General features: G+C 61.0%; 13 protein-coding genes. 4 read left to right on the forward strand and 9 right to left on the reverse strand.

Annotation, left to right across the window (positions count from 1 at the left end):
• The first annotated feature begins 91 nt into the window (after positions 1-91).
• The 3 genes from JET17_RS14690 to JET17_RS14700 all read left to right on the forward strand — a co-directional run bounded on the left by JET17_RS14690 (position 92) and on the right by JET17_RS14700 (position 3914).
• The gene (locus JET17_RS14690; RefSeq protein ID WP_012314747.1) at positions 92-1450 is read left to right on the forward strand and encodes a glutamine synthetase family protein; all 1359 of its coding nucleotides are present in this window, start codon (positions 92-94) and stop codon (positions 1448-1450) included.
• Between the two features lie 65 nt (positions 1451-1515).
• A complete protein-coding gene (locus JET17_RS14695; protein ID WP_012314748.1) occupies positions 1516-2604 on the forward strand; it encodes a polyamine ABC transporter substrate-binding protein in 1089 nt (362 codons plus the stop codon).
• A gap of 14 nt (positions 2605-2618) precedes the next feature.
• On the forward strand, positions 2619-3914 hold the full coding sequence (locus JET17_RS14700) for an NAD(P)/FAD-dependent oxidoreductase (RefSeq protein WP_012314749.1): 1296 nt from the start codon (positions 2619-2621) through the stop codon (positions 3912-3914).
• A gap of 1 nt (position 3915) precedes the next feature.
• Here the strand turns inward: JET17_RS14700 and JET17_RS14705 are convergent, their stop codons facing one another.
• A complete protein-coding gene (locus JET17_RS14705; RefSeq protein WP_012314750.1) occupies positions 3916-5292 on the reverse strand; it encodes an L-serine ammonia-lyase in 1377 nt (458 codons plus the stop codon).
• Positions 5293-5438: 146 nt separating this feature from the next.
• Here JET17_RS14705 and JET17_RS14710 point away from each other — a divergent pair, with 146 nt between their 5' ends.
• Entirely contained in the window at positions 5439-6404 is a 966-nt protein-coding gene (locus tag JET17_RS14710; protein ID WP_012314751.1) for a LysR substrate-binding domain-containing protein, read from the forward strand.
• Here the strand turns inward: JET17_RS14710 and JET17_RS14715 are convergent, their stop codons facing one another.
• The 8 genes from JET17_RS14715 to JET17_RS14750 form a co-directional block, all read right to left on the reverse strand.
• On the reverse strand, positions 6405-8066 hold the full coding sequence (locus JET17_RS14715; RefSeq protein WP_012314752.1) for a phosphoethanolamine transferase: 1662 nt from the start codon (positions 8064-8066) through the stop codon (positions 6405-6407).
• Positions 8067-8109: 43 nt separating this feature from the next.
• Positions 8110-9528, reverse strand: coding sequence for an undecaprenyl-phosphate glucose phosphotransferase (locus tag JET17_RS14720; RefSeq protein ID WP_012314753.1), 1419 nt, complete (start codon positions 9526-9528; stop codon positions 8110-8112).
• Between the two features lie 169 nt (positions 9529-9697).
• On the reverse strand, positions 9698-10447 hold the full coding sequence (locus JET17_RS14725; RefSeq protein ID WP_012314754.1) for a WecB/TagA/CpsF family glycosyltransferase: 750 nt from the start codon (positions 10445-10447) through the stop codon (positions 9698-9700).
• Positions 10448-11635, reverse strand: a complete 1188-nt coding sequence (locus tag JET17_RS14730; RefSeq protein ID WP_012314755.1) for a glycosyltransferase family 2 protein — start codon at positions 11633-11635, stop codon at positions 10448-10450.
• Positions 11632-12834 (reverse strand): glycosyltransferase, encoded by a 1203-nt coding sequence (locus tag JET17_RS14735; RefSeq protein WP_012314756.1) that lies wholly within the window; start codon positions 12832-12834, stop codon positions 11632-11634. Before JET17_RS14735 ends, JET17_RS14730 begins: the two co-directional genes overlap by 4 nt.
• A gap of 79 nt (positions 12835-12913) precedes the next feature.
• Positions 12914-13870, reverse strand: a complete 957-nt coding sequence (locus JET17_RS14740; RefSeq protein ID WP_042111504.1) for a VirK/YbjX family protein — start codon at positions 13868-13870, stop codon at positions 12914-12916.
• A gap of 10 nt (positions 13871-13880) precedes the next feature.
• Positions 13881-14858: a glycosyltransferase family 2 protein gene (locus tag JET17_RS14745; protein ID WP_012314758.1), complete on the reverse strand. Its 978-nt coding sequence runs from the start codon at positions 14856-14858 to the stop codon at positions 13881-13883.
• 58 nt (positions 14859-14916) lie between these two features.
• Positions 14917-15441, reverse strand: a complete 525-nt coding sequence (locus JET17_RS14750) for a serine O-acetyltransferase (protein WP_012314759.1) — start codon at positions 15439-15441, stop codon at positions 14917-14919.
• Positions 15442-15449: the final 8 nt, after the last annotated feature.

Here is a 15449-nt window from a genome sequence, read left to right on the forward strand (position 1 = left end):
CCCTGGGGGCTGCGCCCAAGATAGCCCTCAGCACGGCATGTGGGAAGGCTCCTGCACACCAGTGCCACAAAAACCCAACCAAGAGGTCTGTATGAACGCCCCCTTCGATCAGCTTTCCACCTGGCTGAAAGAACACCGGATCACCGAAGTCGAATGCGTGATCAGCGACCTGACCGGCATCGCCCGCGGCAAGATCGCACCGACCGCCAAGTTCCTCCATGAGCGTGGCATGCGCCTGCCCGAGAGCGTACTGCTGCAGACCGTCACCGGCGACTACGTCGACGATGACATCTACTACAGCCTGCTCGATGCCGCTGACATCGACATGGTCTGCCGCCCCGACCCGACTGCGGTGTATCAGATTCCCTGGGCCATCGAACCGACCGCCATCGTGATCCACGACACCTTCGACAAACAGGGCAACCCCATCGAACTGTCGCCGCGCAATGTGCTGAAGAAGGTACTCAAGCTCTATGCCGACAAGGGCTGGCGGCCGATCGTCGCTCCGGAGATGGAGTTCTACCTGACCAAGCGCTGTGAAGACCCGGACTTGCCACTGCAAGTGCCACTGGGCCGTTCCGGCCGCGCCGAAAGCGGGCGCCAGTCTTTTTCCATCGATGCCGCCAACGAATTCGACCCCTTGTTCGAAGACGTCTATGACTGGTGCGAGCTGCAAGGCCTGGACCTCGACACGCTGATCCACGAAGACGGCCCGGCGCAGATGGAGATCAATTTCCGCCATGGCGATGCGCTGGACCTGGCCGACCAGATCACCGTGTTCAAGCGCACGATGCGCGAGGCGGCGCTCAAGCACAACGTGACGGCCACCTTCATGGCCAAGCCGATCACCGATGAACCGGGCAGCGCCATGCACCTGCACCAGAGCGTGGTCGACATCGCCAGCGGCAAGCCGGTGTTCGCCAACGACGATGGCAGCATGAGCGAGTTGTTCCTGCACCATATCGGCGGCCTGCAGAAGTACATCCCCAAGCTGTTGCCGATGTTTGCCCCGAACGTCAACTCGTTCCGCCGCTTCCTGCCGGACACCTCGGCGCCGGTCAACGTCGAATGGGGCGAGGAAAACCGCACCGCCGGCCTGCGCGTGCCCACCTCGAGCCCCGACGCCATGCGCGTGGAAAACCGCCTGCCGGGTGCCGACGCCAACCCCTACCTGGCGATCGCCGCGAGCCTGCTTTGCGGCTACCTGGGCATGGTCGAGAAGGTCGAACCCAGTGCGCCAGTGCAAGGCCGCGCCTATGAGCGGCGCAACCTGCGCCTGCCGATCACCATCGAGGACGCGCTGCAGCACATGGAGGACTGCCAGACCGTACAGCGTTACCTGGGCAAGCAGTTCGTCCAGGGCTACGTGGCGGTCAAACGTGCCGAGCATGAAAACTTCAAGCGTGTGATCAGTTCGTGGGAGCGTGAATTCCTGCTGCTCAGCGTCTGATCTGCGGGGGCTGCCGTGCAGCCCCTCACACACCACTCAAAGAACAAGACCAACGAGGTGTCGACATGCGTCATCTGCAAGCCCTGATTCCTGCAGCATTCACCCTGCTGTTCGGTGCAGCCGCCCAGGCTCAGCCCACGGTCAGCGTGTACAACTGGACCGACTACATTGGCGATACCACCCTGGCCGACTTCCAGGCCAGTAGCGGGATCAAGGTGGTCTATGACGTGTTCGACTCCAACGAAACCCTGGAGGGCAAGCTGCTTGCCGGGCGCACCGGCTACGATGTGGTCGTGCCGTCCAACCACTTCCTCGCCCGCCAGGCGCAGGCCGGTGCCTTCCTGCCGCTGGATCGCAGCAAGCTGCCGAACTGGAAGCATCTGGACCCGAAACTGCTCAAGCAACTTGAACAGAACGACCCCGGCAACCAGTACGCGGTGCCCTACCTGTGGGGCACCAACGGCATTGGCTACAACGTTGAAAAGGTCAAAGCGGCACTGGGCATCGAGCGTATCGATTCCTGGGCGGTGCTGTTCGAGCCAGAGAACCTGAAGAAACTCAAGCAGTGCGGGGTGGCCTTCATGGACTCGCCCGACGAATTGTTCCCGGCCATGCTCAATTACCTGGGCATGGACCCGCGCAGCGAAAAGCCGGCTGACTACGCCAAGGCCGAAGCGCACTTGCTTGAACTGCGCCCCTATATCACCTACTTCCACTCGTCCAAGTACGTTTCGGACCTGGCCAACGGCGACATCTGTATTGCCTTCGGCTACTCCGGCGATGTGTTCCAGGCCGCCAACCGCTCGGTCGAGGCGAAAAACGGCGTAAAGATCGCCTACAGCATCCCCAAGGAAGGCAGCAACCTGTGGTTCGACCTGCTGGCCATTCCCAAGGACGCCAGCAACCCCGAGCAGGCGCTGGCCTTCATCAACTACCTGCTCGAACCGCAAGTGATCGCCAAAGTCAGCGCCACCGTCGGCTATGCCAATGCCAACCTCGACGCCAAGGCGTACATGGATGAGTCGCTGGTCAACAACCCCGAGATCTACCCACCCCAGGAGGTGTTGGACAAGCTGTACATTTCCAGCACGCCGAGCCCGAAGATCATGCGTGTCATGACCCGCTCCTGGAGCAAGATCAAGTCCAACCGCTGAGCCGAGAGCGCGCCATGCCATTCGATACCCAACACACTGCGTCTTATTACGCCGCCACCGCGCGTGATACCGCGCCCTACCCCAGCCTGGACGGCGAACTGACCGCTGATGTGTGCGTGGTCGGCGGTGGCCTGACCGGGGTCAATACCGCGCTGGAACTGGCCGAGCGTGGCCTGTCGGTGATCCTGCTCGAAGGCCGGCGCGTCGGCTGGGGCGCCAGTGGGCGCAACGGTGGCCAGCTGATCCGCGGCATCGGCCATGACGTCAGCGGTTTTGCCCGCTATGTCGGCCAGGACGGCGTGCGCTACCTGAAACAGGCCGGCATCGACTCGGTGGCCCTGGTGGCAAAGCGTATCGAGCAGTACGGCATTGCCTGCGACCTGCGCTGGGGCTTCTGCGAACTGGCCAATACTCCTGCCCAGTTCGCGGCGTTCAAGGACGAGCAGCGCGAGCTGGCGGAGCTTGGCTATGGCCATGAAACGCGTCTGGTCGGCCCTGAGCACCTGCACGAAATCGTTGCCAGCGACCAGTACGCCGGCGGGCTGGTGGACATGGGGTCGGGCCATCTGCACCCGCTCGACCTGGTACAGGGTGAAGCGCGCGCGGCCCATGGCCTGGGCGTGCGCATTTTCGAGCAGAGCCCGGTGCTGCGCATCGAGCATGGCACCACGGTCACCCTGCACACCGCTCGGGGCAAGGTCAGGGCACACAGCCTGGTGCTCGGTTGCAACGCCCACCTGGACGACCTGGAGCCACGCCTGAGCGGTAAAGTGCTGCCTGCCGGCAGCTACGTGGTGGCCACCGAGCCACTGCCCGAGGCCGTGGCCAAGGCGCTTATCCCGCAGAACATGGCGATGTGCGACCAGAAGGTCGGCCTGGATTACTACCGCCTCACCGCAGATCGTCGGCTGTTGTTCGGCGGGGCCTGCCATTATTCAGGGCGCGACCCGAAGGACATCGCCGCCTACATGCGGCCCAAAGTGCTCAAGGTGTTCCCGCAACTGGCCGACGTGCGCATCGATTACCAATGGGGCGGGATGATCGGCATCACTGCCAACCGCTTCCCTCAGGTCGGGCGGCTGAGCCAGTACCCGAATGTCTACTACGCCCAGGGCTACTCCGGGCATGGCCTGAATGTGACGCACTGGACGGCCAGACTGCTGGCTGAAGGGATCGCTGTCGGGCACAGCCAGGGGCTGGATGTCTTCAGCGCCGTACCCCACCTTACCTTCCCGGGCGGCAAGGCGTTGCGCTCTCCGCTGCTGGCATTGGGGATGCTGTGGTATCGGGTGCGCGAGGTGCTGGGTTGACTCAGCACTCGACGAACGCCACCGCCAAACCACCACGCGACGTTTCCTTGTAATTGGCATGCATGTCGGCGCCGGTATCACGCATGGTACGGATCACCCGATCAAGCGAGATGAAGTGCTCGCCATCACCGCGCAGGGCCATCTGCACGGCATTGATCGCCTTGACCGCGGCAATCGCATTGCGCTCGATGCACGGCACCTGGACCAGCCCACCGACCGGGTCGCAGGTCAAGCCCAGGTTGTGTTCCAGGGCAATCTCGGCGGCGTTTTCCAACTGCGGCGGTGTAGCGCCCAGCACTTGGGCAAGGCCGGCCGCGGCCATCGAGCACGCCGAGCCCACCTCGCCCTGGCAGCCCACCTCGGCACCGGAGATCGATGCATTCTTCTTGCACAGGATGCCGACAGCGGCAGCGGCCAGCAGGAATTCCACCACATCGTCGTCACAGGTAGCGGGGTTGAATTTCATGTAGTAGTGCAACACCGCGGGGATGATGCCCGCCGCACCGTTGGTCGGCGCTGTGACCATGCGCCCGCCAGCGGCGTTCTCTTCATTGACCGCCAGGGCGAACAGATTGACCCACTCCATCGCGCTCAGGGTCGAGCCGATCACATTGGGTTTGCCCAGTTCCTGCAGGCTGCGATGCAAGCGTGCAGCGCGGCGCTTGACGCCCAGCCCGCCAGGCAGGATGCCCTCATTGCGTAGGCCGTTGTCGACGCATTCACGCATTGCAGCCCATATCCGCAGCAGCCCTTCGCGCACCTCGGCTTCGGGGCGCCAGGCGCATTCGTTGGCCAGCATCAGCTGGGCAACGCTCAGCTGGTGGGCCTTGCACAGCGCCAGCAACTGGGCGGCACTGGAGAATTCGTAGGGCAGCGTGACTGCAGCCGCCTGGCTCTGGGGCGCGTCGATTTCACCCTGCTCGACAATGAAGCCGCCGCCAACGGAATAGTAGGTCTGGCTGAGCAGGCTGCCCTGTTCGTCCATTGCCTCCAGGGTCATGGCATTGGGGTGATACGCCAGGTTTTCGTCCAGCAGCAGCATGTCGCGTGCATAGATGAAGGTCAGCGGGTGGCTGGCGTCGAGCATCAGGCATTGCTCCTGCATCACCTGAGCGATGCGTGACTCGATGGTGGCCGGGTCGATCCGGTCCGGCCACTGCCCCATCAGGCCGAGCAGGCAGGCGTGGTCAGTGGCATGGCCCACACCCGTGGCGGAAAGCGAACCATAAAGCCGCACTTCGATACGCCTTACCTGGCCCAGCAAACCCTGGGTGCGCAATGCCTGAGCGAAGGTAGCGGCTGCCCGCATGGGGCCGACGGTGTGGGAACTGGATGGGCCGATGCCGATTTTGAAAAGGTCGAAAACACTGATAGCCATGCTAATGCCTGCCCGCGCCCGGCTGTATCACCGTTACGCGGTTGTCTGGATAAATTGAACGCTATTGCGGATTTGCGCGATACTGCCGCGCTGACCTGTTGATGACCAACGAAACTTTCTAAGCAAGGCTTTAGCAGAACTAAACGATGCGACGACAAATGAATGGCCAGATGTTCGTCTGGCTGCATGTTTTTTCCTGCGCGGCCCGGCACCTCTCCTTCACCCGCTGCGCCGAGGAACTGCACATCACCCCCGGCGCAGTCAGCCAGCAGATGCGGCAGCTGGAAGAGCGCCTTGGCTACCGCCTGTTCCTGCGCCGGGCACGCGGAGTGGAGCTGAGCGCCGAGGGGCAGCGCTTGGCGCAGACCGTGGCCGAGGCCTACGGCAGCATCGAAGCAGAACTGCTGCGCCTGGATGCAGGGGAGATCCGCGGCACCTTGCGCGTACGCTCGATTCCCTCATTCCTGGCCAAGTGGCTGACACCGCGCCTGCCGCGCTTCCAGCAGCGGTATCCGGATATCGAATTGCGCCTGGTGGCCGAAGACAGTGCGCAGGCGCTGAACCCGGGCGACTTCGACCTGGCCATTGACCTGAATGATGGCAGCTACCCGGGCATGCTCTCGACGCCGCTGCTGGACGAACAGATCTTCCCCGTCTGCTCGCCAGCCCTGCTGCGCGGCCGCCCGCCACTGCACGGGCCTGCGGACCTTGCCCACTATCCACTGTTGCACGACATCACTGCCTGGCGCGGCAGTTCGGACTTTGCCGAATGGGAGTTCTACCTGGAGGGCATTGGTGCGCCACGGCTGGATGTGCGCCGGGGGCATACCTTCAACCGCAATCACCTGACGATAGAAGCAGCAATTGCCGGGATCGGCGTGGCCATAGCCCGACGCACCTTACTCAATGATGAACTGGAACGGGGCGCATTGATCGTGCCGTTCGGTGTGCCAATCGCCAATCACAAGCGCTATGTAGTGCATTACCCACCAGGCGGGCTGAACCAGCCGGGCGCTCGTGCGGTGCACGACTGGCTGGTGGAAGAGGCCAAAAGCTTCCTCATGCAGCACCCTGTTCAAGCCCGTACCGCGACCACCCGTACACCCTCGTAATCATTCGACTGCAAGGCGCTTCACATCGAAATCAAACGAGGGAACGTACTCACCGGCCAGCAAATGTGGGCATTTGGACGAGACAAAGTTGTCGCTCAACAGGTCTTGGGCACTGTCATAACCCGGCATGGAAATGCCAGTGATGTTCAACAGCGTATGCGGTAGGGAGGAAATGCTGATGGTCTGCCCTTCCCTCTGTTTGAGCTTTTGCAGCGCTTGCGCCTGCCGCTGCAGCAGGCTGCCGGAAGCCCAGAAAAACGCCGCAACCGAAAGGTCGTACTCATTGCCCATGCCATGGCCTAACAGACCGCGGCTGTCATCCAGCAAATTCTCGCCATGGTCAGACGAATAGACCAACAGTGCCTTGCGCTGACTGCTTTTGAGTCGATCGATGATCTTCCCCAACAGCCAATCGGTGTACAAGATCGAGTTGTCGTAATCTGCGGTGATCCGGTCCTTCGCGCTGTCGGTCGCAGGCATGAATTTGCCGAACTCACGTGGGTAGCGGCGAGCGTAATCGAAATGGCTGCCCTTGATATGAATAAAGATCGCCTGTTTTTGCGTGCCGCCTTGCTGGACGATGTCTTCGTAGGCCGACATCAATGCACCGTCGTAGCTGCGCTCAAAGTACTGGCGGTTCTGGGCCTCGGCAGCAATTTGCGGAATGATCCCGCCAAAACTGTCGACTTCCTGGGAAGATAGCCAGTACGTCTTGTAGCCGGCAGCGCGGTAGATGCCAACCAGCGACTTGGTCGAGGCGATCAGGTCCCAGTGCCTGATCGGCTCCAGGCTCAGCATTGAGGGCACCGCGACCGACGTATGCGGCGCCGTGGTGCACATGCTGTTGAACTTGAACACCCCCGCCTCTTTGTCAAGGTTCGGCGTCGTGGGATGGTGGTAACCATAGAGCGACCAGTTATGTGGCCGTGAAGACTCGCCGATGACGAACACGAGGGTCTCTACGTCAGCGGCGTCCGATACTGCAGTTATTTCTACCTCGGACTCCAGGCGCTGTTTGATATAGCGCTTCGACTCGGCATACAACGTTACCGTCAACCCGATTTGCGACAAATAACCCACAGGGGTACTTTGGTCCTTCGCAGCCAAGTCCAGGACAGCACTCTTGCCCAGCGAGTTGAGCTTCACGGTTTTATAAAAATAGGCGCCATACCCCAACACCAAGGCACTTATCGTCAAACTGAAAATCACCTTGCTTTGGTAAAACGTACGCCTGCGCAATCCTGCCAACCCAACGCCATAGCACAGCACGAATATCAGCAACACCGCACTGATCGAATGCCAGTAGGTGCTCAGGAAATCGGTAGCCTCTTTGTAATTGGTCAGCCCGATAAAAAGATAGGCCGCCGTCAAGCGTGAACCGAAGTTCAACACCAGAAACAGGTCCACGCTGGCCGCCAGATAAAATGGCAACAACAGAAGATGAACCTTGAATTGATTGGCTGAAACGAAACGCGTGGCCAGCAGCCATAACAGTGAAATGGCAAACGTATAGATAACCAGCAAATCTGTTTTCGAGCAATTGCACTCGGCCAGTAACCTTACGAACAACGGCGACAGCAGAAACGACCATAAAAGGAGAATCGGCCACTCTGCCTTCGCTACCCTCGACGCAACACCGCCCAGCCGGGAAAAGGTTTTCATTGATCACAGCCCCTCTGGATGGCGCGCGGTCGGGTACCGGCCTTCAATAAGCCTGCTTGCCGGTAAAGGCATTGAGCGTTCGTACCAGAATCACGAAGTCGAGCCAGAGCGACCAGTTGTTAATGTACTCGATGTCCGAGTTCACCCGCTGGATCATCTGTTCGATGTCCTTGGTTTCCCCACGGTAGCCGCGTACCTGTGCCAAGCCCGTCATGCCGGGCTTGATGTTGTGGCGAGCGAAATAATCGACGATGTCCTGGGAGTACAGTGTGTCGTGTTGCAACGCATGCGGGCGAGGGCCCACAAGCGACATCTCGCCCGTCAATACATTGAAAAGCTGCGGCAATTCATCCAGGCTGGTGCGCCGGATGAAGGCGCCGACTCGGGTCAGCCTGGGGTCATTCTTTTGCGCCTGCTGGACCACACCACTGTCGGGCTGGTCAACGCGCATGCTGCGAAACTTCCAGATGCGAAAAGACTCCCCTGTCCAGCCGGTACGTTCCTGGCGGAAGAATACCGGCCCGGGGCTGTCGAGTTTGATGATGGCGGCGACCACCAGCAGTACCGGCGACGCACAAAGCAGAATGAACGCGGCCAGCACACGGTCTTCGAGGTTCTTCAGAAACAGACTCATGCCCGTGAGCGGGGTTTCAGATAACGTCAGCACCGGAATTCCGGCAATTTCACGGACGCTATGGTTGATCAGGCGCAGCGAGAAAATGTCGGGCACCCAATTCACTGCAATGCACTTGTCCAAGAGTTTCAGGTAGACATCGTTGATCAGCTCAGAGCCGCCGAGCGGCGTCACCAGATACACCGTTCGAATAGCCTGCTTGGCGATGATCTCGTCCAGGTCGGCAATACGGCCCAATACCGGCAAGCGCAATTTTGCATCTGCAGTGTCCTGCCCGTCGAGCTGTTCATCGATCAGCACACAACCCACCACCCGCTCACCGAACCAGGGGTTATTGCTGATTTTCTGGTAGAGGAAGTTTGCCAGGTCGCCCCCGCCGATAATCAACGCATTGTCCTGGCGAGCATGGGCAGTAAAACGCTTTTGCAATTCGCGCACCACAATATGCAACAGCAACTGCACAGCGTAACCAAATATAAACAACTGCCCCACCAACAGCCGCGAATACGTTTCGCTTTGTTTGGTAAGAAAAGCGATAACCACCAGAAAACAAAACGTCGCGGACCACGCCTTGAACAGCCTGAAGGCTTTGACGGACAGGCCAACGTTACTTCGATAAATGGCATAGTGGTCATAAATGACGGCCAGCGCACCGATCAGCAGCAGCAGCATGATGACGTAGTCTGACGTAATATAACCAAACTGATCGTAAATCAGGTACCACGCAACACTGGTGACCGCTACTCCGTCGAGGCCGGCTTGAATGGCGTTACTCACGCTACTTCTTCGCTGGAGCAAGGAACGGCTGCTTCTAGGCTCGAATACCATTATGAGGCCTCTTTTTATGTGCGTGACCCACGCGTCGCCATTACACCCGTGCGATAAAACCAACCTTAGGTTCAATACCAAATCATTAGATTGCTGCCACGCCACCCCACGCCGCTTGATATCACTGTAGCAGTACCCGGCAGCCCATGCGGGGATGAATCCTCCCCGCTTACGGTCCTGGCAGGGTCGCTTTGCTGCACAGCAGCGCCCGCAGCAGGAACAGTGGATTGCCGACCACATAGCGCACGAACAGCCGCTTGGGCTCCCTGATCAGCCTGTACACCCATTCGCCGCCCAACCGGCGTAACCAGTCCGGCGCCCGGGTGACCTTGCCGCCCATGAAGTCCAGGATCGCTCCGCCGCAGACGATCAGGCAGGGCCTGCCCAATTCAGCCAGGCGGGCCGCAACGTTCTCCTGCTTGGGCATGCCCATGCCCAGCACGATCAGCTCCGGTTGCTGCTGCTGCGCCAGATCAATGTAGGTGTCGATACTGGCAAAACCGTTATGCAGCGACACGACGTTTACCCCGTAAAGCGCTTCGCCCCGTTCCGCTGCCTGGCTCAGATACGGCTCCTGGGTGCCCCAGAACGCTACCCGCCTGCCATTGAACGCAGCGAGCAACTCGGGAATGAAATCAGTGCCGTTCATGTTCAGCCCGGGCGCCAGCCCCAGGCGCCGATACAGTATCGCGATGCCGGACCCGTCGCGCAGCAGCACGTCCGCTGCCGCCAGCGCCGTGCAATAGTCGGGGTTGGCAGCCACCAGATTCATGGCGTGGGCATTGACGAAACCGAGCACCGTTGCCGTTCGCGGAGCGCTAAGTGCCTGCAGCACATTCTGCTCATCAGCTGCGTCCTCGACCACGCGCAGCTTGCCGATGATAGTTTTCCAGCGTTGCAACCAGGGCCATGCGTCCATTCAGTTGTCATCCCGTTTCGAGCGCACCCATTCAACCTGGCGCTTGAGCAGAAAACCGAGGTACAGGGGAATCTTCTTCGCCGCGTAGAACGGGGCATACAGCAATACGGAAAACGGGATCACCTCACGCGAGAAGCGCCACCAGGCCAACAATACTGCGGTCCCTAACAGCGCAAGATTGACGGTGGCAAGCACTGCCGGCAGTAAAATGCCGAAGAACAGAAATGCCAGCCATGCCACGCTGAAGACCACCATCATGGCCAATGCCAGCAACGCCAGCGGCGGAACCAGCAGGTCCACGGCCATGGCCAGCAAAGGCCAGTTACCCTGCGCCAGCGAGCGGCGGATCAAACCGGGGCCCTCCGTCAGCAGCAGGCCCAGATGGCCATGTTCCCAGCGGGTGCGCTGGCTGGTGAGGCCTTCCTGGCTGGTCGGGAACTGGCTGGTGACAATGGCAGCCGGGCAGAACAGCGGAGGTTTACCATCGCGGCACAGCTCCAGGCCCAGTTTGATGTCTTCGACCAGATGGCCGGTCGCCAGGTTGGCGGCTGTCACATCCTGCCAACTGAACGCCATGCCCGCCCCCATCAACTGGCACGGCAAGCCTGCCCGAGCCCAGCCACGCGGGCGCACGAGATTCTTCACGCGCCAGGCGAATTCGGCGACCTGCACTTTCAGCCCGGCGCCTGCAGGCGCATGCATCAGGTACAGAGACTGCACAGGCCGGCCTGACTCGATGCAACAGTGTGCCAAGCGCTCGACGGCACCGGCACTCACCTGGCAATCGGCGTCGATGATCAGCACCACCTGCGGCGGGTTGTGCGCCAGATGCCGTACACCGTAGTCCAGCGCATAGCCCTTGCCACGCAGGTGCGCGTCCTGACGCTCGATCACCTGTGCACCGGCAGCACGCGCCAATGCGGCGGTATCGTCGGTGCAGTTGTCCGCCACCACCAGCAATTGGTCGCCCTCGCGCAATTGCGCGCCGATGGTCGCAAGTGCAGACGCGATGACCAGCGCCTCGTTATGCGCCGGTACCAACACCGCCACCCGTGGCCGTGTGCCCTTGAGCTGAGGCACAGGCCGCGCCGGCAGGCAGGCCAACAACACTTGGACCAACAGCACCAGTACCGGCAGGAGCACAAGCAGTGCCACGATGCCCAGCAGCCAACTCAATAAAGTAATCATGCAATTGCCTTGAAATAGCGAACCAGCCTGGCCGCTTCGATATCGATATCATGACGCTGGAGCACGCGCTCGTAAGCAGCTTGCCCCATCCGCTGCAGGGTTTGCGCAGGTTGCGAAAGGCAATCGGCCATGGCTGCGGCCAGCTCCTGCACTTCGCCTGCCGGGAACAGCCAACCGTTCTCCCCTTGCCGAACCAACTCGGGTATGCCGGCCACATAGGTGGTCAGTACCGGGCGGCGAAGGGCCATGGCCTCCATGATGACCACAGGCAACCCTTCGGCGAAACTCGGTAGCACCAGCGCGCGGGCAGCAAGGATTTCTTCACGTACCTGAGCGCTGCTGATCCAGCCGGTTACGCGCACCTGTGCCTGCAAGCCATGGCGGGCGATCAACGCGTCGATCTGCTCACGCATTTCACCATCGCCGGCCAGCACCATTTCGAACGCCACGCCTTGGGCCCGCAAAATCCTGGCTGCTTCGAGCAACAGCAGCTGGCCCTTCTGCTCGCACAGGCGCCCTACGCACACCAGCCGCGGTGTTGCCGGGGGCGCAACGGCCGAGCCTTCATGGAAACTGCGCTCCAGGCCGCAATGCACCACCTTCACCTTGACCCAGTGCTCATGCGCCACCCAGCGAAACAACTGGCTGCGCCCGTATGAGCTCACCGCAGCGACGAATGCTGCGCGGCGGACCTTCTCCCCCATGTGCAGGAATTGCGGCTTGTCGAACTCCTCCGGGCCATGCACGGTGAAGCTGTAGCGGGGACCACCAAGCGCGTTGGCTAGCATGACCACTTCGGTGGAGTTGGTGCCGAAATGCGCGTGCACGTGCTCAGCAGCAGCACCTTGCAACCACTGCACGACACGGCAAGCTTCAGCCAGGTAGACCAGATGATAGGGCCAGGGTCGATCGGCGCGCACCCCCATGCGCAACGCCAGGCGCAACGCTGACATAAAACGCCGCGGCTCGCCGCGAGCTACCTGCAGCATCGGCTTGAGCAGGCTCTTGACACCCCCTTGCAGCACGTAGCGGGTCTTAGCCCGCTCGGCGATGTCTTCATCGTCCTGCAACTCGGCGTCCCAGCCCCGCAGGGCGATGCGTTGAACCTCCATGCCTTGACGTTCGAGCGCCAGAATTTCGCGACGAATGAAGCTGTGACTGACCTTGGGATACTGATTGATGAAATAAGCAATGCGCATACGCCCCCAAATCGAAATCCGTTTACTGATAGGGTCGGGCCGCTTCGGCGACGCCCTGACCTTTACCTCATGCTGTGGCTCACTGACTACAGGCTAGCTGAGGATGCAACGGCAGCTCTTTTTGCGCGACGGTGCCGGGCAGTGCTGCTTCTAACTTGGCAAAAACGTCGTCCAGTAACGCGTTGCGCCGTCGGTACATGGCCCGTTTCTTCGGCGCGATGTCCTCCGGATTACGCTTGGCAGCCGCCAGGGGGATCGCAAAGAAGTCCTCGCGCGCCGACGTTTCGGCACCGCTCTCCTGCCATATCACATCATAGTTGGCTGCCAGGTCCTGAGCCTTCTCAACCCCGAAATACGGGTGACGGTGGTGCCGGCACTGATCGCCGACAGCATAGATGCGGGCGACCCCGGCCGTTCTGGCCAGGCACTTGAGGGCTTCGAGCAGAAAGCTTCTGGGGCGCAACCCTTCGAAATCCTTGGTCAGGTCGCGGTAGATGTCCAGCGAGGTTTCGCTGTCGATGCCTTTATGGATGCCCTGCACAGCACCAATGAACAGGCACAGTTCGCCCTCAGTGCGGCACAGCGTGAACGCCAGTGACGCCACACGCAGGTCACCTTGGAACAGGTTGATCACCAACTCCCCTTCACGCTTGAACCAGATGGGCCGATCCAGCACCAGGGTGCACTCTTTGGAGTAGGCGGACAGGTCACAGACCGCTCTGCTTTCCTCGCGCCCCAACAGCAACAACGCCGGGAACTGCCTGGCGACGACCTCATAGTGCGATGCCACCACATCGAGCCGTTCACGGGCGTCCCAGCATTTACTGATGTAGGGCCACTGCACCACCCCGATGCAGTCCACGCCCAGCCTGGCGAAGCGCTCGTTGCCCAGCGCACCTGACATGCGCTGCATGAACGAGCGCAAGTCCGGCCACTGCCTGATCATCGCTGCGGCCAGCTTGTACTTGTTGTTGAGCGCCCGCAGCGAGTAGCCGGGTTGCAAGGTGAGTACGCTTTTGGCTAACGATCCGAGCATCTTAGGCATCTCATTTGTACTCGATCAACGCGGGGTTGCCGGCTGTGTACCTGTTCAGCACAAACCTCATCTGACCCAGCATCTCCGGGAATTTTCCCAGCACCAGAAATACCGCCTGTGCTGCGTTTTCACGCGCCGACCTGCCGCCACGGCGCGCCAGACGCAGCATCTGCAACGGGTAGGCCAGCAGCAGCAACAGTGCCCACAGGCCCACCCAGAAGCTTGCGAGCGCAACCAGCAGTGGAATGCCCAGGCCCCACAACCAGGCACGGCGCGACTCACGCAGCCAATGCCGCTCCGGCGGCGCCCCATGCAGGGAGGCGCCCTCGGCATATGCGTAACCTGCGCGTACGCTGCGCCTCCACCACTGGCCGAAGCGCGTCATGGCTGCATCGTGCAAGGTCATTTCAGCAGCCAGGCGCCAAACCTTCCAGCCGGCCGCCCTCAGGCGCACGCACAGTTCGGGCTCTTCCCCGGCGATCAGTGCAGAGCGATAACCAGCGACGGCCACGAAGGCATCGACACGCATGAGCGCATCACCGCCACAGGCCTTGGTTTCGCCCAGCGGTGTGTCCCATTCCAGATCACACAGCCAGTTGTAGATAGAGTGCTGGGGAAAGCGCTCGCGGCGCCGCCCACACACCACCGCCACCTGCGGGTGGGCGTCGAGAAAGGCTTGCGCCGTGTCGATCCAGCCGGCATCCACTTCGCAATCGCCATCGACGAACTGCACATGGCGTACTGCAGGCAGGGCCTTTTGCAGGCAGGCAAAGCCCTCGTTGCGTGCCCGCGCGGCCGTAAAAGGTATGGTCAGGTCCAGCGTCAGCACCTCGACGCCCAAGGCCGATGCCCGTTGCACAGAGCCATCCGTGGAACCTGAGTCCACGTACACCACCTTGTCCGCACGACCCACCAGCGACGCCAGGCAGCGCTCCAGACGAAGGCCTTCGTTACGGCCGATAACCACCACGCCAATGCCTGTCACCATGGACCTCACTCGCTGCGCTTGATGAAACCACCCCGGGTACGGTCAGCCATTGCCTGGCTCATGTGAACTCCATCGCTTCGCTGGGTTTTCGGGCCTTGATGGTCGCAGGCACGCCCACAGCCAGTGAATTGTCCGGCACGTCGATCAACACCACAGCGTTGGAGCCGATGGCGACGTTGTTGCCGATGCGAATGTTGCCCAGCACCTTGGCCCCGGCGCCGATATCGACGTTGTTGCCAAAGACTGGAGCAATCGGTTCATTGACGTTCTTCAGGCCGACCACCACACCATTGCGAATCCGACAGTCGTCGCCGAAACGCGCATAGCCGCTTATGACGATGCCGCCGAAATGATCGATGACGAAGTTGCGACCGATCACCACTTCACACGGTAACTCGACACCGGTGATGATTTGCACGAACTTGAACAGCACCTTGTAGACAAACGACAGCAGTTTGCGCAAAAGTGCCGGCCGCACGCCGTAGCGCCAGCGGCCAAAACGATAGACCACCAGCACCCAGAAGCCCTGGGCACCCCAATCTCCACCGTGTGCACGCAAGTCCGCGCGTATGTTCTGGAACATGGCTTCAC

The organism is Pseudomonas putida (assembly GCF_016406145.1).
Classification (GTDB): Bacteria; Pseudomonadota; Gammaproteobacteria; order Pseudomonadales; family Pseudomonadaceae; genus Aquipseudomonas; species Aquipseudomonas putida_E.

Bases quoted from the DNA above. Each gene is read 5' to 3' on its own strand.
- JET17_RS14735 (WP_012314756.1), bottom strand. From the start codon at position 12,834: ATGCGCATTGCTTATTTCATCAATCAGTATCCCAAGGTCAGTCACAGC.
- JET17_RS14750 (WP_012314759.1), bottom strand. From the start codon at position 15,441: ATGTTCCAGAACATACGCGCGGACTTGCGTGCACACGGTGGAGATTGG.
- JET17_RS14725 (WP_012314754.1), bottom strand. From the start codon at position 10,447: ATGGACGCATGGCCCTGGTTGCAACGCTGGAAAACTATCATCGGCAAG.
- JET17_RS14705 (WP_012314750.1), bottom strand. From the start codon at position 5,292: ATGGCTATCAGTGTTTTCGACCTTTTCAAAATCGGCATCGGCCCATCC.
- JET17_RS14720 (WP_012314753.1), bottom strand. From the start codon at position 9,528: ATGGTATTCGAGCCTAGAAGCAGCCGTTCCTTGCTCCAGCGAAGAAGT.
- JET17_RS14700 (WP_012314749.1), top strand. From the start codon at position 2,619: ATGCCATTCGATACCCAACACACTGCGTCTTATTACGCCGCCACCGCG.
- JET17_RS14690 (WP_012314747.1), top strand. From the start codon at position 92: ATGAACGCCCCCTTCGATCAGCTTTCCACCTGGCTGAAAGAACACCGG.
- JET17_RS14715 (WP_012314752.1), bottom strand. From the start codon at position 8,066: ATGAAAACCTTTTCCCGGCTGGGCGGTGTTGCGTCGAGGGTAGCGAAG.
- JET17_RS14740 (WP_042111504.1), bottom strand. From the start codon at position 13,870: ATGCTCGGATCGTTAGCCAAAAGCGTACTCACCTTGCAACCCGGCTAC.
- JET17_RS14745 (WP_012314758.1), bottom strand. From the start codon at position 14,858: ATGGTGACAGGCATTGGCGTGGTGGTTATCGGCCGTAACGAAGGCCTT.
- JET17_RS14710 (WP_012314751.1), top strand. From the start codon at position 5,439: ATGCGACGACAAATGAATGGCCAGATGTTCGTCTGGCTGCATGTTTTT.
- JET17_RS14695 (WP_012314748.1), top strand. From the start codon at position 1,516: ATGCGTCATCTGCAAGCCCTGATTCCTGCAGCATTCACCCTGCTGTTC.
- JET17_RS14730 (WP_012314755.1), bottom strand. From the start codon at position 11,635: ATGATTACTTTATTGAGTTGGCTGCTGGGCATCGTGGCACTGCTTGTG.